At 64.7% G+C, this 16,697-nt stretch carries 17 protein-coding genes and 1 pseudogene; 5 read left to right on the forward strand and 13 right to left on the reverse strand.

Going from position 1 to position 16,697, the window contains the following annotated elements; genetic code table 11:
• Window positions 1–4: 4 nt before the first annotated feature.
• Both ACSFC7_RS20545 and ACSFC7_RS20550 read right to left on the reverse strand, forming a co-directional pair.
• Window positions 5–2,902, reverse strand: coding sequence for a DUF1508 domain-containing protein (locus tag ACSFC7_RS20545; RefSeq protein ID WP_436344669.1), 2,898 nt, complete (start codon window positions 2,900–2,902; stop codon window positions 5–7).
• Window positions 2,903–3,281: 379 nt separating this feature from the next.
• Window positions 3,282–4,115 (reverse strand): pantoate kinase, encoded by an 834-nt coding sequence (locus ACSFC7_RS20550; protein WP_436344670.1) that lies wholly within the window; start codon window positions 4,113–4,115, stop codon window positions 3,282–3,284.
• A gap of 104 nt (window positions 4,116–4,219) precedes the next feature.
• Between ACSFC7_RS20550 and ACSFC7_RS20555 the strand changes: the two are divergent.
• Together ACSFC7_RS20555 and ACSFC7_RS20560 are read left to right on the forward strand one after the other, a co-directional pair.
• Window positions 4,220–4,618 (forward strand): annotated as a pseudogene (locus tag ACSFC7_RS20555) (alpha/beta hydrolase); the annotation flags it as partial.
• A 295-nt stretch (window positions 4,619–4,913) separates the two neighbouring features.
• The gene (locus ACSFC7_RS20560) at window positions 4,914–5,780 is read left to right on the forward strand and encodes a lipase/acyltransferase domain-containing protein (RefSeq protein WP_436344671.1); all 867 of its coding nucleotides are present in this window, start codon (window positions 4,914–4,916) and stop codon (window positions 5,778–5,780) included.
• Window positions 5,781–6,033: 253 nt separating this feature from the next.
• Here the strand turns inward: ACSFC7_RS20560 and aspS are convergent, their stop codons facing one another.
• Together aspS and ACSFC7_RS20570 are read right to left on the reverse strand one after the other, a co-directional pair.
• On the reverse strand, window positions 6,034–7,338 hold the full coding sequence (aspS, locus tag ACSFC7_RS20565) for an aspartate--tRNA(Asn) ligase (RefSeq protein ID WP_436344672.1): 1,305 nt from the start codon (window positions 7,336–7,338) through the stop codon (window positions 6,034–6,036).
• 108 nt (window positions 7,339–7,446) lie between these two features.
• Window positions 7,447–7,593 (reverse strand): hypothetical protein, encoded by a 147-nt coding sequence (locus ACSFC7_RS20570; protein ID WP_436344673.1) that lies wholly within the window; start codon window positions 7,591–7,593, stop codon window positions 7,447–7,449.
• A gap of 88 nt (window positions 7,594–7,681) precedes the next feature.
• On the opposite strand from ACSFC7_RS20570, the gene ACSFC7_RS20575 reads away from it, so the two are divergent.
• Window positions 7,682–8,473 (forward strand): SIR2 family NAD-dependent protein deacylase, encoded by a 792-nt coding sequence (locus ACSFC7_RS20575; protein ID WP_436344674.1) that lies wholly within the window; start codon window positions 7,682–7,684, stop codon window positions 8,471–8,473.
• Between the two features lie 66 nt (window positions 8,474–8,539).
• Here ACSFC7_RS20575 and ACSFC7_RS20580 read toward each other — a convergent pair whose 3' ends face one another.
• The 5 genes from ACSFC7_RS20580 to ACSFC7_RS20600 all read right to left on the reverse strand — a co-directional run bounded on the left by ACSFC7_RS20580 (window position 8,540) and on the right by ACSFC7_RS20600 (window position 10,791).
• Window positions 8,540–8,746: a hypothetical protein gene (locus ACSFC7_RS20580; protein WP_436344675.1), complete on the reverse strand. Its 207-nt coding sequence runs from the start codon at window positions 8,744–8,746 to the stop codon at window positions 8,540–8,542.
• Window positions 8,743–8,988 carry a HalOD1 output domain-containing protein gene (locus tag ACSFC7_RS20585; RefSeq protein WP_436344676.1) on the reverse strand — a complete coding sequence of 82 codons (246 nt, stop codon included), beginning with the start codon at window positions 8,986–8,988 and terminating at the stop codon, window positions 8,743–8,745. The genes ACSFC7_RS20580 and ACSFC7_RS20585 overlap by 4 nt, the downstream gene beginning before the upstream one ends.
• 223 nt (window positions 8,989–9,211) lie before the next feature.
• Window positions 9,212–9,697, reverse strand: coding sequence for an Lrp/AsnC family transcriptional regulator (locus ACSFC7_RS20590; RefSeq protein WP_436344677.1), 486 nt, complete (start codon window positions 9,695–9,697; stop codon window positions 9,212–9,214).
• Window positions 9,698–9,804: 107 nt separating this feature from the next.
• Window positions 9,805–10,509 carry a phosphoglycerol geranylgeranyltransferase gene (locus ACSFC7_RS20595; RefSeq protein WP_436344678.1) on the reverse strand — a complete coding sequence of 235 codons (705 nt, stop codon included), beginning with the start codon at window positions 10,507–10,509 and terminating at the stop codon, window positions 9,805–9,807.
• 102 nt (window positions 10,510–10,611) lie between these two features.
• Window positions 10,612–10,791, reverse strand: a complete 180-nt coding sequence (locus ACSFC7_RS20600; RefSeq protein ID WP_436344679.1) for a hypothetical protein — start codon at window positions 10,789–10,791, stop codon at window positions 10,612–10,614.
• A gap of 93 nt (window positions 10,792–10,884) precedes the next feature.
• On the opposite strand from ACSFC7_RS20600, the gene ACSFC7_RS20605 reads away from it, so the two are divergent.
• Window positions 10,885–11,067: a hypothetical protein gene (locus ACSFC7_RS20605; protein WP_436344680.1), complete on the forward strand. Its 183-nt coding sequence runs from the start codon at window positions 10,885–10,887 to the stop codon at window positions 11,065–11,067.
• 251 nt (window positions 11,068–11,318) lie between these two features.
• Here ACSFC7_RS20605 and ACSFC7_RS20610 read toward each other — a convergent pair whose 3' ends face one another.
• The gene (locus ACSFC7_RS20610) at window positions 11,319–11,567 is read right to left on the reverse strand and encodes a hypothetical protein (protein WP_436344681.1); all 249 of its coding nucleotides are present in this window, start codon (window positions 11,565–11,567) and stop codon (window positions 11,319–11,321) included.
• Window positions 11,568–11,710: 143 nt separating this feature from the next.
• On the opposite strand from ACSFC7_RS20610, the gene ACSFC7_RS20615 reads away from it, so the two are divergent.
• The gene (locus ACSFC7_RS20615; protein WP_436344682.1) at window positions 11,711–12,151 is read left to right on the forward strand and encodes a hypothetical protein; all 441 of its coding nucleotides are present in this window, start codon (window positions 11,711–11,713) and stop codon (window positions 12,149–12,151) included.
• A 144-nt stretch (window positions 12,152–12,295) separates the two neighbouring features.
• On the opposite strand, the gene ACSFC7_RS20620 is transcribed toward ACSFC7_RS20615, so the two are convergent.
• The 3 genes from ACSFC7_RS20620 to ACSFC7_RS20630 all read right to left on the reverse strand — a co-directional run bounded on the left by ACSFC7_RS20620 (window position 12,296) and on the right by ACSFC7_RS20630 (window position 16,633).
• On the reverse strand, window positions 12,296–13,225 hold the full coding sequence (locus ACSFC7_RS20620; protein WP_436344683.1) for a branched-chain amino acid transaminase: 930 nt from the start codon (window positions 13,223–13,225) through the stop codon (window positions 12,296–12,298).
• Between the two features lie 124 nt (window positions 13,226–13,349).
• On the reverse strand, window positions 13,350–15,452 hold the full coding sequence (locus ACSFC7_RS20625; RefSeq protein WP_436344684.1) for a copper resistance CopC/CopD family protein: 2,103 nt from the start codon (window positions 15,450–15,452) through the stop codon (window positions 13,350–13,352).
• Window positions 15,449–16,633 carry a YncE family protein gene (locus ACSFC7_RS20630; RefSeq protein ID WP_436344685.1) on the reverse strand — a complete coding sequence of 395 codons (1,185 nt, stop codon included), beginning with the start codon at window positions 16,631–16,633 and terminating at the stop codon, window positions 15,449–15,451. The genes ACSFC7_RS20625 and ACSFC7_RS20630 overlap by 4 nt, the downstream gene beginning before the upstream one ends.
• Window positions 16,634–16,697: the final 64 nt, after the last annotated feature.

Genomic DNA, 16,697 nt, shown 5'->3' on the forward strand with positions numbered 1-16,697 from the left:
CCGGTTACTCCGTGAAGGTGATCCAGCCGTCGGGAGCGTGGGCCTTCACGTCGTTCATCGCCTCGCGGGCGTCGGTACGGCTCTCGTAGGTCCGGGTGCTCTCGGCCATCGTCGAGCCGTACTCGTCGACCAGCCGCCAGACCCAGCCGTCGTCCTCTTCGGCGGTGTGCAACTCGAAGGAGACGCTGTCGATCTCGAGGATGCTCGCCTCTTCGATCAGTTCGCGGACGTCCTCCAGGGCCGCGCGTGCGGCCTCGGTGGACTCGTGCGTCTCGGAACCGCTCGCGATCGTCCGGCCGTCCTCGTCGATGAGCCGCCACTGCCAGCGCTCGTCCTCGTCGGCGACGAGTTCGAAGGAGGCGACGTCGAAGTCGACGCGGCCGGCCATCGGCGCGAGCTGGCGGACGTCCTCGATGGCTCCCATGGCGGCGGCCTTAGTGGAGACGGCACCGACCGCGCTCGCGCTGACGCTGCGCTCGCGGTCGATGAGCTCCCACGTCCAGCCGTCGTCGCCGGACAGCCGGATCGCGGCGTCCTCGATCGCGAAGATCGGCGCGTCGACGGCGTGGGCCTTCAGGCTCTCGGCGCCGTTCATGGCCTCGTCGCGGGTGTCGTAGGTGACGGTCGAGTCGGCGACCTCCTCGCGGTCGCGGTCGAGCAGTCGCCAGTGCCAGCCGCCGCTGTCGTACAGCTGAACGGCGACGTCGCCGATCGTGTGTTGGTGAGCGGCGGCGGCCGAGTGTCGAACGTCGTCCAGTTCGTCGACGAGTTCGTCTCGAGTCGGGTGGGCCTCGCCGGATTCGGCGACCGTCTCGCCCGAGGGCAGCACGAACCGCCACTGCCAGTCCTCGGCCGCGTAGGTCTGGAAGATCGCCCGGTCCATCGTCCGGATGTCGGAGTCCAGGTGCTCGAGCAGCCGGTTCATCGCCTGTCGTGCAGCGCCGCGGGTCGGGTGCGTGGCGGGGTCCTCGGCGACGAGTTTGCCGGCCTCGTCGATGAGCCGCCAGCCCCACTCGTCGTCCTCGTTGACGAACAGTTCGAACGCGGCGGTCTCGATCTCGAGCAGTTCCGCGTCGGGGGCCTGCTCTTTCAGCGTCATCATCGCCTCGGCGGCCTCGCCGCGCGAGGTGTGTTCCTGCCCGCTGTCGGCGAGGACGTTGCCGTCCTCGTCGATGAGCCGCCAGCGCCACTCGCCGGAGTCGGCCTCGTAGACCTGGAACGCCGCGTGCTCGAACTCGATGAGGTCGGCCTCGCTGGCCTGCTCGCGAACCCGCTGGATCGCCTCGGACGCCGTCTCGGCGTTCGGGTGGGGTTCGGTGCTGCCGGCGACGATCTCGCGGTCGTCGGTGACGAGCCGCCAGTGCCAGTCGGGGCCGGTCTGATCATCGTACTCGAGCGTCGTGCCGCCGTCCGTCTTGGCGACCGCGTCGTCCACCGTCGCCGGGAGGTCGTCGTCCGGGTCGGCGGGCGTCGACGCGCTGTCCGTCGGGTAGACCTCGTACTCCGCCTCGTCGATCTCGACGACGTCGGCCTCGAGCGCCTCGTCGCTGAACTGGTCGGCGCCCGATTCGACGTCGGCCTGCTCGGTGACCTCGGTCGGACTACGGGCGACGACGTGCTCGGTCTCGTCGACGAGCCGCCAACGCCAGTCACTGCCCGACTCGTACAGTTCGTAGGTCGGCTCGCCGGCCACGGTGACCGACGCCGACTCGAGGGCGGGGAGCAGCGCCTCCGCGGCTTCCTCGGCGTCGCGACGACTGTCGAAGGTGTCCGAGGCGCTCGCGACGACGTCGTCGCCGTCGTCGACGAAGCGCCAGGTCCAGCCGCCCGGCCGCTCGACGAGTTCGACGCCGACGTGTTCGATGTCGAGCAAACGCGCGCGGTCGAATCGTTCCGCGAACGTCTGTGCGGCCTCCTCGGCCCGGTCCTGGGTTCGGTAACCCGAGTCGCTCGAGGCTAACGGATTCCGCTCGTCGTCGACGAGTTGCCAGAACCACTGGTCGCGTTTCTCCTCGTAGGTGAACGCGGCGCCCTCGATCTCGATGACGTCCGCGTTCGGACCGCGGTCTTTCAGGAAGCTCACGGAGTTCTCGGCGCCGTCGCTCTGGTCGAACTCGCCGGTGCTCGAGCCGACGACGCTGCCGTCGTCACGCGCGAGCGTCCACTGCCAGGTGCCGTCGCGGTCCTCGTAGAGGCGGAACGCGGAGGTGGTGAGCTCCATCAGCCCCGCGGAGCTGATCTGGGACTGGACGCGCTCGATGCTCTCGGTCGCGTCGGGTCGCGTGACGGCGCTCTCGTCGCTCGTCGCGAGCGCCTCGAGGTGGAGGACGTTCCACTGCCAGTCGCCGTTCTCGTCGCGGAAGACGGCGAACTGAGCGCTCTCCATCGCGTCGCCGGTCAGGATGTCCGGATCGTCGGTCGCTCCTTCCTCCTCGACGAACATGCCTTTCTGTCCCGTGAGGATGGGTACGAGGGCGGTGACGCCCGCGATGATTCCGATTCCCAGCGTATAGACGGAGATGACCTGAACGCTGTAATCCACCCCCAGATCTCGCCAGTTGTTCGGATACGCCCAACCGAAGAAAACGATGCCGCCGAGCGCGATGAGTACGCCGAGCACGCTCGCGTAGATCCCGATCCGCCGAACCGGGAGCATGAGGACGATTCCGAATAGACAGAGCGCGAGCCCCGTCGCCGCCGTGATCCCGGAGATCCGAATCAGCGTATAGGAGTCCGCGCTCCCGGCGTAGCCGACGACGAACGTGAATATCCCGGCCGCGCCGAGGAGATAGCCGGCGATGAATATCCAGTAGCCGTAGACGTCCTTGCTCGAGTCGGGTTCACCGACGTAGTGTTCGTACAGCCGAAACAGTTTTTGGTGAATTTCAGTTGTCGAGGACATTCGTAAACTTGACCGGATAACTGAAACCCATCGTAATAAAGCTCCGGCCACAGTTCTTCCTTCTGATATGTGGCCACCGAACGTGTTCGTTCGATCGGGTCGACTCGTCGAATCGTCTGACTGCTCTTATCTGGGGTATAGCGGCATTTAGGCGGCCGGAATCGAGTAGCGAGCTATCGAAACTCCCAGTACTCCAGTAAATCAGGTGCCGTTACCTTTCGAGTCGACGATCGTTCGAGTTCGGTACGCGGCGTCGACCGACGATCGAGACGAACGGAGTCCGGCGGCGATCGAGACGGACCGTCCCGCTACGCCGGACGAGATGGGTGCCGTTCGGTGGAGAATCCGGAGAACTTCAGCCGCGGCAGCAGTCACTCAGTCACTTCAACATCGCGCCCGCGGGATGTGTCGCACAGACGGTCGGCTCGTAGCCGGCGTCCGACAGCCCCGTCCCGAGCGCGAAGACGGTCTCGCCGAGCATGGCCATCGAGGCCTGGCCGTCGACCTCCGTCACGTCGCCGATCGTCCGCGCGACCTCCTCGGTCAACAGCTCCGCTTCGCGGGCGAACAACCGAGAGGCGTACATAAAGGAGAGCAACGTCGGCTCCTCGACGACCCGTGAGAGCGCCTGTTTTCCGGCGGCCGAGAGCGGCTCGGTTTCGCCCGAAAGCACGTCCGCCGTCGAGAGTTCTCCGAACGAGACGTACTCGACGCGCGCTCGCGCGGGAATCGCGTCGAGCTTGTTCACCTGTGGAGCCCCCGGCTCCAGCCGAATCGGGACCCCCCCGTGAGCCTGTGCGACCACGTCTCCCAGTCCGGTTCCCGCCTGTACTTCGGCCCCGTGTGCGATGGTCACGAGTTCGTTCCACGAGAGTTTGCGATCGAACACGCGGTTCGCCGCGAGGGCCGTTCCGAGCGCCATCGCGCCCGAGACGCCGAAGCCGGACCCGATCGGCAGTTCCGATTCGGCCTCGACGCGGGCGCTCACCTCGAGCGTCTCGAGAACCGTGTCGACGGGATCGATCCCGTACTCCTCGCCGTCGAGGACGACCGTCGACGTGCCGTCAGTGGCGGGTTCGACCGTCACCTCGACGCCGTCGGTGAGCGTCACTCCCGCCCCGCGGGAGCCCGCTTTCGTCGGATCCTCGTCTGGATGAGCGCTGAAAAAGCCCGTGATGTGCCCCGGTACGAACGCCGTCGCCTCCTCGCGCATTGGACGGTATTTCGACTCGGACGATATAACAGTGAAGATTTGGTACCGACCGACTCGAGTATGTCATCGAGTACGAACCGAGTGACGTCCTGTGGGTCCGATGACTGGTCGGTCACTCTCTCGGGGGCCGCTGTGTCCTCTGGGCGGCGACGAAACTGAGTTCGAGCTACGAGATCGAGACCGTCGCCCCTCTCGGTGCGGCCGCCGACGGCTCGGAGCTCTGCGAGGATCTCTGGATCGACGGTATCGACAACACCGGTGAAGTTCGCAACTACCACTCCGAGAACGACTCGACCGTCGGCAGCGCCTACGGCGGCTGGGGCGACACCGCGCTCGGAAACGAGGGTGCTGACTGCGATCCAGACGGGTATACGGACGTCGACGTGACCGACAGCGTCGGCAGTCACATGGGCTTCCTGGGTGATTCCGCCGTCGGATCCGACCTCGCGGACGCAATCGACGGCGACACCGATGACGGCGACGACGACGACCGCTGGTGGTAACGCGACGACCAATCGCTGTTCCAGAACTGAGCACTTGTCCGACGACCGCTTTTCCCGAGACGCTCAGCAGTGAAAGTACAGAGTGTGGCTCTGCCAGGCACACATCCTTACTAGCGTTACCGAAAATAGATTATTAGCCGCGACTAGATGAACGATTATTCCTATTTCGGACAACTGAATAGTATTTGGAAGACAAACATAGCGTATTAATTAACAGTTCCGCCTCACGCATATAAATAGATTCGTTACTGAGCGAGTAAAATGAATACATATACTTTCGATCAACATATTGTCGATGACAGATAACGACACACCGCGCGAAACGGACGAATCGATGACGCCGAGCCGACGAACGATGCTGAAAGGAACCGGCACGGCCATCGTGGGCACAGCGGGCCTGGCCGCGTCGTCCAGCTCGGCCGCCGCCGTCTCGAGTTGGGATATCGAAGTCCTCGAGGTCGGTGACAGCGTCTTCGGTATCGGCTCGACACCGTCGATTCCCGTCGACGACGAAGTGTTCGTCTTCGCCCACGGCTGGTTCGGCGATACGACCGTCGCGAGTCAGGCCGCGGACGTCGCGACCTCGATGGAGGACGCCGGCTACGAGGCCGACGAGTACGTCGCCATCGAGTGGGACGCGACGACGATCAACTTCCCGGCCGCGGAGAGCGAGACCGAAGACGTCGGCGAGGAACTCGCGGAGATGGTCGAGGAGTTCTACGACGACGGCGGTGGCGACCTCCGACTCATCGGTCACTCGTTGGGTGGTCGCGTCGTCCTCGAGACGATCAACGCCCTCGACGACGACTACGAAATCGAAACCGTCGCCCCGCTCGGGGCCGCAGCCGACGGCGATATGGTCTGTGCCGGCGGCGACGGACTGTTCAGCGACAACTGGTACGACGGCATCGCGGAGAACGCGGACGAGGTCCGCAACTACCACTCGAACAACGACTCGACCGTCGGATCGGCCTACGGTGGCTTCTTCGGTGCCGCACTGGGCAACGACGGTGCGGGCTGTCCGGGCGACACGGCGGACAACTACACGGACGTCGACGTGACCGACAGCGTCGGCAGCCACCTGGCCTACCTGGGTGACGAGGAGGTCGGTGCCGACCTCGCCGAAGCGGCCGGCGTCGACGTTGACGACGGCTGGTGGTGAGCTCGCTCGAGTCTTCCGTCGGTGCTCGATCCGAACCCAACCGTGTCATGCACTTTTCTGGAGTTCGTGCTCGCGAGTAGCTGGCCGTCAGAGCGGCTCCTAAAAAAGATGGTTCGGTAGTTCGACGAGACTCTCACGCCGTTCGAGTCCTGCTAGCTCCCAGAGATCGCGCCTTACGGCGACAGGCGCTGCCGGTCCTGCAAGACGTGGCTCTCTACGTTCGCCACGCCTTGCTGGCTCCCAGGTTTGTCGCCTACGGCGACAAACGCTGGCGATCTCGCGGAAAGAGTACAGCCTCCCGAATGTTGTCCAGGCCGAGAATCGTCATCACCAGACGCTCGCCGCCGAGACCGAAGCCGGCGTGCGGTGGCATCCCGTACTTGAACATCTTCGTGTAGTACTCGAACTGATCGGGGTCGAGACCCTGCTGTTCGAAGCCTTCGATGAGCTTCTCGTGGCGGTGTTCGCGCTGTCCACCGGAGACGAGTTCCATCCGCGGATGCATCAGATCGAACCCGGTCGAGAGCTGGTCGTCGTCGTCGTGATCCTTGATGTAGAACGGCTTGATCTCGCTCGGCCAGTCGGTGATGAAGTAGTGGCCGCCGACGTCGTCGCCGAGCGCCTTCTCGCCTTCCGTCGGCAGGTCGTCGCCCCAGACGAGTTGCTCGTCGAGTTCGCCCGTCGCGTTGATGCGCTCGATGGCCTCCTCGTAGCTGAGCCGCGGGAACGCCTCGTCCGGGAGTCCGAACTCCTCGTCGAGGCCGAGCGCTTCGAGTTCCTCGCTGCAGTTCTCGTTGACCGCCTCGTAGGCGGCCGTGACGACGCCTTCGACGACGTCCATCGCGTCGTTCTGATCGCAGAACGCGCCCTCGAAGTCGATCGAAGTCGCCTCGTTCAGGTGTCGCGGCGTGTTGTGTTCCTCTGCGCGGAAGATCGGACCGATCTCGAAGACGCGCTCGACGTTCGAGCCCGCGATCAGCTGTTTGAACAGCTGTGGCGACTGGTTCATGAAGGCCTCCTCGCCGAAGTAGGTGATCGGGAAGAGCTCGGTGCCGCCCTCGGTCCCCGTGGCGACGATCTTCGGCGTGTTGATCTCCGTACAGTCGAACTCGCGGAACTGCTCGCGCACGGCGCGCATGATCTCCGCGCGGATCTCGAAGATCGCCTGCACCTCCTCCTTGCGGAGGTCGAGCGTGCGGTTGTCGAGTCGCGTCGAGAGTTCGGCGTCGACCTTTCCGGAGGGGTCGAGCGGCAGTTCGGGGTCGGCCGGTGCGACGACCTCGACTTCCTCGGGCGTGATCTCGACGCCCGTCGGGGCGCGCGGTTCCTCCTCGACCGCGCCCGAGACTTTGACGACGCTCTCTCGAGAGACGCCCAGTCCCGTCTCGACGAGGTCTTCGTCCATCTCGTCTTTCTCGAACTTGATCTGAATCTTTCCGGAGCTATCTCGGAGAATCAGGAAGGCAATACCGCCAAGATCTCGGATTTCGTGAACCCAGCCGGCGACGGTCGCGTCGTCGCCCGGCTCGGCGTCGGCAGTGTGAGTTCTGTCCTGCATACCACCCGATTCCGGTCGCCGGAACTTAAGCGCAATCGTTCGAGTCCGCGACTCGTGACTCGCCGTTCGGTGGTACCGAGGCACTCGTCGACCGCGAGCGAGGACGGACTACCGATCTCGATCCGCCCGCTCGAGGACACCGAACCGTCCGCTCGCGTCCGCACGAAATTCGGCGGATCGACGTCGGCGGTTCTCGAATTCGGATTCGTCCACGAGTCCGGCGAGTTCTCGAAGCGGATCCGCGTCCCTCGCCATCTCCGTTTTCAGTTCTCTCGCGGGATCTGTCAGTTTTCCGTTCACGGGTATCACGACGAGTTTTGAACCTGCAGTCCGACGATCCGGTATGGACGACCTCGAGCGACTCGCCGACGAGATCCGGCGCGCAGAGACCGTCGTCGCCTTCACGGGGGCGGGAATCTCCGCACCCTCCGGCGTCCCGACCTTCCGCGGCGACGACGGCGTCTGGGACGAGTTCGACGAAGGACAGTTCACCTACGGCCGGTTCCAGCGCGATCCCGAGGGGTTCTGGGACGACCGCGTCGAACTTCAACGAGTGATGTTCGACGAGGCGTACGAGCCCAACGCGGCCCACGAGGCGTTGGCTGCGATGGGGAACGGCGGGGACCTCGAGGCGATTCTCACGCAGAACACGGATGGACTGCACGGCGAGGCCGCCGAATCGGTGACCGGCGGATCTGCAGACGGCAGCCCGGACGACACGACGATTCTCGAACTCCACGGCAACTCCCAGCGAGTGCGGTGTACCGACTGCGGGAAGCGAACCGACGGCGATCCGATCTTCGAGCGCGCGGCCGACGGCGAACGCCCGCCGACCTGTGACTGCGGCGGCGTCTACAAACCCGACGTCGTCCTCTTCGGCGAGCAACTGCCCGGGGCGGTCATCCAGCGCGCCCGCTCGCTCGCCCGCGAGAGCGACGTCTTCCTCGCAGTCGGCTCCTCGCTGGTCGTCGAACCCGCCGCGTCGCTGCCCCGACGCGCCGCATCGTCGGGGGCGACCGTCGGGATCGTCAATCTCGAGTCGACGCCGGTCGACGACGCGGCTGACGTGATCGTGCGCGAGGACGTCACCGACGTGCTGCCGCGACTGCGCGATCTCGTCGACGATACCGAGTAGCGTGGACGAACGGAGCGACAACCGCAGAGAGAGCGTTCCAGCGGGCGAGACGATATCGGCTGATCCTCAGACCGGGTAATCGATCGACTGCGTGAGATCTCGAACGAGCAGTTCCTCACAGATCGCCGGCGTCGTCGGTCGTCCGACGGAGTCACTCGAGTCGATCGAGTGACCGGTTTCGGCGAAGTGCTCGAGGGCCAGTTGCGAGCGCTCCCGTTCGGTAGTGCCGGACTCCCTGCCGGCGAACCAATCGCAGTTGTTGCAGTACTTCATCGGGAGGGCTGGCGTCCGGCGTGGTGGTCCGATTCGATCGTGACGTTGCGGTCGCTGTCGACGGTGATCACTTTTCCGTCGTGGGTGAACGTCACGCGTCCCCTGCGGGATTCATCACCGCTCGTCGGTTCGAACAGCGAGTCCAGCGCGGCAGGATCGACACTGTGGAACAGCGGAGGTGACAGCTCCAATGGATCGACGCCGTCGTGAGCCGCGATCTCTCGAGTGACGCTGATCGACAACGGTTCGCCGTTGGCAAGGGGTTCGTCACCGAACGAGTTTTGTTATGCCGACGCTGATCGACAACGGTTCGCCGTTGGCTGGGTGGGAGGGTGATCGTGTTGCCATCGTCAGTGTAAGGCCGCGGTAGTGTATAAGAATGCTGGACAGTGCCGTTTCGAGACACCAGAAGGAAAGATATATTCTGTCTACTGTCCACTGATTTTAGTCCCGTGCTACCGACGCTTACTCCGGTTCCGACTTCGAGTCGAGTTCGTCGCTCCCGAACTGGTCGAACGGCTGGTAGTACTCCGATCGGAGGATCTCCGAGTGATGGATTTCGAGTCCCAGTGCGTCCAGTTCATCGGTGACGGTCTCGATCTCCGAGGTGTCCATCGCGACGACCTCGACGTGGAGATTTCGCGACCCGGTCAACAGTTCGCGGACGTTGACGACGCCCGGAATATCGATCGTCCGTTCACAGATGGACTTTCGGTCGGTGATCGGCGTCGTACAGATGAACATGAGGTGGTGTGGGATGCCCGCCGCTTCGTAATCGATCAGCGGTCGGTAGTCCTGCAACACACCCTGTTCTTTGAGTTCCTGCAGTCGATTGCTGACGGTACTCGACGAGACGCCGATTTCCTCGCCGATCTCGTCGTGAGTGAGATGGTTTCGATTCTCCTCCTGTAAGAGCTGTAGAATGGCCCGATCCGTGCTGTCGAGATTCATACACGCTGCTACGACTGCAAGGAGGATGATTCCTGTACCAGATGGCCGATCCGCTTACAGTCACCGAGTTCTGACTGTGTCCGTCAGCGGCAGTTCGAGCGATCGGCTCAGGCTTCGTTCGCCGCCTCGACCGTCTCGCGGACGGCCTCGACGCCCTCGTCGTGTGCGAGGTCGCCGACGACCACGACGTCGGCGTGTTGGGCCATCGTCGCGGCCGAGTCGTAGTCGTGGATGCCGCCGCCGTAGAACAGCGTCGCCTCGTCGGTCGCCTCGCCCGCGGCCTCGACGATCTCCTCGTCGCCGAACGTTCCGGAGTACTCCACGTAGACGATCTCCTGACCGAACATCCGTTCAGCGACCTCGGCGTAGGCCGCGACGTCGTCGGCGTCGAGGTCGCAGTCGGCCTCAGTATAGGTCGCGACGTCCGCGTCGGGGTTCATCACGATGTAGGCCTCCGTCCAGGTCCGGTCCCAGTCCATGTCGCCGTCCAATCGCACCCACTCCTTGTGGGCGCCCGTGATCCAGAACGGCGAGCCGGCGTTGAAGACGGTCGGGATGAGATAGCCCTCTAGCGCCCGGTTGTCGATGACGACGTCGGGACTCGAGGGTTCCTGATAGAGCGGCACGTCGTGTTCGGCGCAGGCGTCGACGACGGCCTCCATGTTCGTCTCGGTGATGCCCATGGTGCCGCCGACTTCGATCGCGTCGGTTCCAGTCGCACAGAGATCGCCGTAGGTGACGCCCTCGGGGAGTTCCTTGTCGGGATCGATCTTGAGAATGTGGTTCCAATCGTCCCAGGGGCCGGTAGTCATACCGCGTCGTTTCCCGAGAACCGGCAAAAACGCTACGAATCCGCCGGCCGCGCGAAAACGCGCTCGAGCGGCCGTTACTCGGCGCTTGCGGCCGATCTCGGACTACCCCGTCCGCTCCGCGATGCGCTCGGAGACCGCGAGCAGATCCCGGATCGCACCGAGCGCGTCGTCGGTTACCGTGTCGACGCTCGAGTCAGCCGATTTCGGCTCCAGCGTCGGGACCGACAGGCGAAGCACCAGCGTCTCGCCGGACTCGAGGAATTCCGTCGTCGTCGGGAGCACGTCGGCGTACCGGGCGGCGAACGGCTGGAGGTGCGGCGCCGCGCCCGGAATCCGCGGGTCGACCGTCCCCCGCTCTACCGCGTGGACCAGACGGTGGTCCGGTGCGAGCGGCGGCGCCTCGAGTGCGATCCGCGTTGCGGCGTCATCCGCTCCGTCGGGCGACGACTGCTCGAGGCGACACTCGAGATTCGGGTCTCGATCCGCGACGGCCGATCGATACGCCTCGAGGAGCGCGTCGGATCCCTGCCGACTCCCGTCGAGTGCGGCCGCGACTAGCGCCGCGCGGTAGTTTCCGCGGTCGGTCCCTCGCGCTGCGAACCGGTCGCGGAGCGACTCGAGGGTGATCGTCGCGTCGACCGTCGAGGGCTCGCCACCGCGTCGAGCCTTGAGCGTCGCCCGTGCCAGTCGAACCGTTCGGCAGTCGTCCCACTCCTCCTCGAGGGCGCGTTCGCGACGCGTTCAAAACGGTTCGAGGGCGTCGCTGCTGTCCGAGCGATCGGATGTACCGGCGGACCCGATCTCGAGCGTCACCGCGAGGAGAACGAGTGCCGTTCGCCGCCGACCTCGAGTCCGCACTCGACGCCGGACGGGACGGTGTCGGCCGCCTTGCAGTCGACCGCGTCTCGAGCGTGAACGAGCGACGGCTCGTGGGTCTCGACGCCCAGCGACTCGCACAGCCACGAGAGAAACGTCGGCGAGACGGCCAGTTCCTCACAGACGAGTAACTCGAGGTCTCGAGGGCGGATCGACTCGAACCGAACGGACTCTGCGAGCATGTCTCGGTGCTGGCGGCCCGGTCACAAGAGCGTTTTCGGTCTTCGTTCGGTGCTATTTCGGTTTACCCAGTGCTCAGTACGGGCACACAGTTACCAGCGCCGAAAATAGAAGAGATATGTCCATTCGGTTTGTTATATCGACTATGTTCCCCCTGTCTCGTCGTGAAGCCATCCGGTTGGGCAGTGTGGTCTGTAGCACGAGTTTAGCTGGATGTATTGATCTGTCTTGGTCCGAAGAACAGGAAGCGAGGCTGACGAAAATAGCGCTTCAGAACCATACAGCGGACGAACAGTCGGTGCTGGTGATCGTTGAAGACGAGGGCGAACAGGTGTACGGTGAGTTCACCGCTGTTCCGCCTGCAGATGGTGATTCCCCGACGGTTCGGGAAGTGGAAGACGTACCCGAAGAGCCCGGCGTTTACGACGTGTACTTCAATCTCGCTCGACGGCCCGAAGATATCGAAGGGGAGTTTTGGGCTACCGCTGATAACACGGATATCACGTGCCGTGAGTATCGTCTCGATATCAAACCAGACGATCGTGGGGAACCGCAGTTCGGAATCTATCGTTCGGACGGCTGTTGAACCGCCGGGACGAATAGCTCCTCACTGTTTCTCCGCGCTATTCGTATCAACCAGTTTAGAGTTGGTGCCACGACTGGATTCGTTACGGCGACTCGAGAAGCAACAGGAAGAGAACCGGGTGACCCGTAACCGAGATGGGTCAGCTCAGACGTAGTCGAACCACTCGTCGTAGGCGTCGGTCCGCCGTTCGACGACATCGAAGAACCGCTGCTGGATGTCCTCGGTGACGGGACCGCGAGAGCCGTCGCCGATGACGACGTTGTCCACCTTTCGGATGGGCGTCACCTCGGCGGCGGAGCCGGTGAAGAACAGTTCGTCGGCCGTGTTGAGTTCGCCGCGGGAGATCGAGACGCTGTCGTGGACCGTGTAGCCCAGGTCCTCCGCGATCTGGATCACGGTATCGCGGGTGATACCGTCGAGAATCGACTCCGAGAGCCCGGGCGTGTGAATCTCGCCGTCGCGCACGAGGAAGATGTTCTCGCCGGGCCCCTCCGCGACGTTGCCCTCCTTGTTGAGGACGATGGCCTCCGCGTAGCCGTTCCGGCGGGCCTCCTCGCCCGCGAGCATGCTGTTGACGTAGAGCCCCGTCGTCTTCGCGTTCGTCGGGATCTGGCTCGAGGCGTGCTTGCGCCACGAGGAGATCATCACGTCGATCCCCTCCTCGAGTGCCTCTTCGCCGAGATACGCGCCCCAGGGCCAGACCGCGATCGCCGTCCTCGTCGGGCAGTCCTTCGGACTGACGCCGAGCGAGTTGTAGCCGTAGAAGGCGACCGGGCGGATGTAACAGGACTCTAAGTCCTGACTCGTGATGAGTTCCGTCGTCGCCTCGGTGAGTTCTTCTTTCGTGTAGTCGATGTCCATCTCGTAGGGCTTTGCCGACTGGAAGAGTCGTTCTAAGTGTTCCTCCCAGCGGAAGATCGCCGGCCCTTCTTCGGTGTCGTAACACCGGGCACCCTCGAAGACGCCGCTGCCGTAGTGAAGTCCGTGGGTCAACACGTGGATCTGGGCGTCGTCCCAGTCGACGAACTCGCCGTCCATCCAGATCGTGTCGACGTCCATCTCATCGAATCCCATGGTCGAGAGTGTTGAAAGCCACCGTACTAAGTGTTCGCGATTTTGGGTTCGGAGCGCGAGCGGGACGGCCCAGTGGTCGCTGAATTCGACTCCGCCCGCGCTGTGTGCATCGAGGTCGTCGCGATTACTCGACGCGCTCGCGGAAGCGACTCGACTCGAGTGCAACGGCGACGGAGCCGACGAGTCCGACCGCGACGGCACCGAACCGGAGCGCCGTCGCAAACGTCGAGTCGGCATCCGAGTCGGCGCTGTCATCGTGATTGTGATTTTCGTCACTGTGATCGTGGCCTTCGTCGCCGCGGTCGTGCGTTTGGGCGTCCGGATCCGGCACCACGCGAACGTCGACCCACTCGTCGACGTACTGGCCGTCCGGTTCGCCGGTGAGTCGGAGTTCCCAGTCGCCCTCGACAGGGAGCGTCTGGACGGTCGCGTAGGTCCCGTCGTCGGTTTCCTCGAGTTCCACCTCGAACCGATCACCGTCGGCGCCGTTTGCAAGCAACCGGACGGTGCGATCCGAGGCCGTTGGCTCGCCGCTATCGCCAAGGAAGGCGACTTCGAAGACGACCGGCTCGTTCTCCCGAACGAGGAGTCGTTCGTCGTCCGCACCGTCATCGCGTTCGGCGGGAACCGCCGTCAGTTCCATATCGACGTCCCCCTCGCGTTCGATCGTCGCCATCTCGAGGCCGTCGTCTTCGCCGACGACGGCAGCCGTCGGGACGGACGTCAGCAGCCCCGAGATGAGCAGGACGAAGACGAGCACGCCGACTTCGAAGCGAACGGCCCGGGTGAACGCGGTGATCGTTTCCGAACCTGCCTCTGCTTGGCCGCCGTCCTCTCGGATCCGCGTTTCGGCATCGGAAACGGAACCACCGCCGAACAGTCGACCCGCGAGTCCGTCTCGGTCGGTGTTCGCAGGATCCTCGAGACGTCGAAGGAGGACGAACCGAGTGACGCCACCCAGTCCGAGCGCCAGCAGGACCAGCAGGGTTTTCGCGGAGAGCGCGACGCCGTAGACGCTCCCGACGAGCGCCGCGAGATCCGGCACGTGCCAGGCCGCGAGGAGGAGGCCGGTCGCGGCCGCGAGCGTCACGCCGCCGAGTGCGAGCAGCGAGTAGCGTCGGATCGTTCCGGCGGCGAGCGCCGAGCGATCGGCGGGGTCCGTCTCGCGAAGCAACGGGGGCACGACGAGCGCCAGGACGAGTAGCCCGCCGACCCACAGGCCCGCGCCGCCGATGTGCGCGAAGTCGACGGCCGTTCCCTGCAGACGATCGATCGCCGTCGCGGAGTGGCTCGTCCAGCTGACGGCCGCGCCGACGCCGAGTGCGCCGACGAGCGTCGCGGGGAGCCAGACCCGACGGGAGAGCGAACCCGAGACGGCGAGTGCGAGCACGACCGCGAGCGCGGCCGCGAACGCCAGTTGCGCCAGCCAGGCCCGTCCGAGGGACATTCCGGTGAACTCGGTGAGGGTCTCGAGCGACAGCGAGTCGACTGACGCTGCCCGACTGAGTCCGAGCGCGACCACCGAGACCAACAGTAGTCCGCCCGTGGCGGCGAACAGTCGGGTGAGGCGACGATCGGCGCGCTCGGTTGCTCGACCCGACGAATCGACTCGGCCGGCGACCGGGTAGACCGCGACCGCGGCCGCGATCGGACCGCCGACGAGTCCGACGAGCGCGACCAACAGGAGGCCCTTCGCGGCGGTCTCGACGGGCGGAACCGACTCGTCTGCACCCGCCTCGTCGTCCTCGTAGGCCTCGAGGACGGCGTCTCGATCGAGCGGCTCCTCGCCGACGCTGAAGACGAACGAGCCGCTCGTCTCGTGGCCGTCGTCGGCGAGGATCTCCCACCGGACGGTGTACATACCGTCGGCGTCTTCGCCGTCGGCCGCGTCCTCGAGCGGGACGCGGACGATCCGCGAGTCGTCGGAGTCGACCGCGGCCTCCCCGCTGACGTCCTCGCCGTCGGGACCCGTCACCGTGACGTCGGCGATCTGGATTCCGTCACCGCCGAACGTCAGCGTCACCTCCTCGGGGACGGACTCGACCTGTTCGCCGTTCGACGGGTCGGAATCGCTCAGGTAGGCGTGGGCCGCAACCGGCGTAGCGACGCTCGAGCAGACGAGAACCGCCGCGACGAGAACAGCGAGGAGCCACGCTCGACGCGCACGGACTCCGTGCGAACGGCGGTCGCGACCGCGCTCGAGCGATTCACCCGTCGTTATGGTCATTCGGGAATGTACGCGACGGTGGCGACCCCGTTTTCGACCTCGACCTGTTCGATCAGTTCCCGTTCGGCCATGTCGATCACCGCAACCGTGCCGTCGGCTTCGGCGGACGTGAAGAAGTAACCGCCACCCGAAACGGCCGATCGGTGGAGGTGCTCGGCGTCCTCCGGACGCTCGATATCGCCGGCGTCGATCCGGTCGACTTCCTCGAGTTCGTCCATATCGACGACAACCGAGTCGGAGTCCATCGTGTTCGCCGTGAAGCCGTAGAGCGTGCCGTCGGCCTCGTAGTACTCGAGGTCGTCGGGACCGCCCTCGACCTCGAGGGAGCCGATCTCCTCAGTCTCGTCCGTCACGTCGAACAGGTGGATCTCGCCGTGGTCGACGATCGCCATCCGCTCCTCGTCGGGCGTGAGGTACATCCCGCCGGCGACGTCGAGTTCGTCGACGACTTCGTCGGTCTCGGTGTCGACGACGGCGGTCACGTCGCCGTACTCGACGTACGCGAGGCCGTTCGCCGGACTGTAGGCCTTGTAGTGGGTCCCGCCTTCCTCACCGAGTTCGATCGAGTTCGTTCGTTCGTAGTCGTCCAGATCGATGACGTGCAGCGCCGGGTCGTTGACGTTGGTCGCGTAGCCCTCGTCGCCGAAGTCCTCGTGGTAGAGGAGTTTCCCGTGACCTTCTCCCTCGAGGCCGGCCTCGACGGTTTCGGTGACCTCGTGGGATTCGGTATCGATGACGTAGAACGTTCCCTCCTCGTCGGAGTGGGCCCACATCTCGTCGTCGTTGGGGTGGTACATGTGGGTCCCGTCAGGACCCATTCCGACCTCGGCGACGATCCCTCGAGACTCGGTGTCGATGACGAGCACCTGACTGAGCGTCTCCTCGATGACGAACAGTTGACTTCCGTCGTTCGTCACCACCGCGTCGCCGTACTCGTAGCCGTCGACGCCCTCGGTGATCTCGTCGACGACTTCGCCGTCGGCCGGGTCGACGAGCGCAATCGTGTCCGGACCGAGCGCGTAGGCGAGTCCGGCGCTTCCGTCGCCGTTCTCACCGTCGTCGCCGTTCTCGCTGCCGTTTTCATCGCCACCGTCGTCACCGCCGAGACACCCGGCGGCCCCGACTGCGAGACCGCCGCCCATCACCTGCACGAACCGTCGTCGATCGATTGATCGAACCATGGACTGTCATCGTCCTCACGGGCTGTTTTCGGTTCTGGTACGACAGTCGAAATTATGGTTCGAT

The sequence above is a fragment of the Natronorubrum halobium genome, from assembly GCF_051351675.1.
In the GTDB taxonomy this organism is placed as follows: Archaea; Halobacteriota; Halobacteria; order Halobacteriales; family Natrialbaceae; genus Natronorubrum.

Coding starts and splice junctions, on each gene's coding strand:
- ACSFC7_RS20630 (WP_436344685.1), bottom strand. CDS start 16,633: ATGGTTCGATCAATCGATCGACGACGGTTCGTGCAGGTGATGGGCGGC.
- ACSFC7_RS20620 (WP_436344683.1), bottom strand. CDS start 13,225: ATGGGATTCGATGAGATGGACGTCGACACGATCTGGATGGACGGCGAG.
- ACSFC7_RS20550 (WP_436344670.1), bottom strand. CDS start 4,115: ATGCGCGAGGAGGCGACGGCGTTCGTACCGGGGCACATCACGGGCTTT.
- ACSFC7_RS20590 (WP_436344677.1), bottom strand. CDS start 9,697: ATGAATCTCGACAGCACGGATCGGGCCATTCTACAGCTCTTACAGGAG.
- ACSFC7_RS20580 (WP_436344675.1), bottom strand. CDS start 8,746: ATGAAGTACTGCAACAACTGCGATTGGTTCGCCGGCAGGGAGTCCGGC.
- ACSFC7_RS20570 (WP_436344673.1), bottom strand. CDS start 7,593: ATGGCGAGGGACGCGGATCCGCTTCGAGAACTCGCCGGACTCGTGGAC.
- ACSFC7_RS20615 (WP_436344682.1), top strand. CDS start 11,711: ATGTTCCCCCTGTCTCGTCGTGAAGCCATCCGGTTGGGCAGTGTGGTC.
- ACSFC7_RS20575 (WP_436344674.1), top strand. CDS start 7,682: ATGGACGACCTCGAGCGACTCGCCGACGAGATCCGGCGCGCAGAGACC.
- ACSFC7_RS20545 (WP_436344669.1), bottom strand. CDS start 2,902: ATGTCCTCGACAACTGAAATTCACCAAAAACTGTTTCGGCTGTACGAA.
- ACSFC7_RS20625 (WP_436344684.1), bottom strand. CDS start 15,452: ATGACCATAACGACGGGTGAATCGCTCGAGCGCGGTCGCGACCGCCGT.
- ACSFC7_RS20560 (WP_436344671.1), top strand. CDS start 4,914: ATGACAGATAACGACACACCGCGCGAAACGGACGAATCGATGACGCCG.
- ACSFC7_RS20610 (WP_436344681.1), bottom strand. CDS start 11,567: ATGCTCGCAGAGTCCGTTCGGTTCGAGTCGATCCGCCCTCGAGACCTC.
- aspS (WP_436344672.1), bottom strand. CDS start 7,338: ATGCAGGACAGAACTCACACTGCCGACGCCGAGCCGGGCGACGACGCG.
- ACSFC7_RS20595 (WP_436344678.1), bottom strand. CDS start 10,509: ATGACTACCGGCCCCTGGGACGATTGGAACCACATTCTCAAGATCGAT.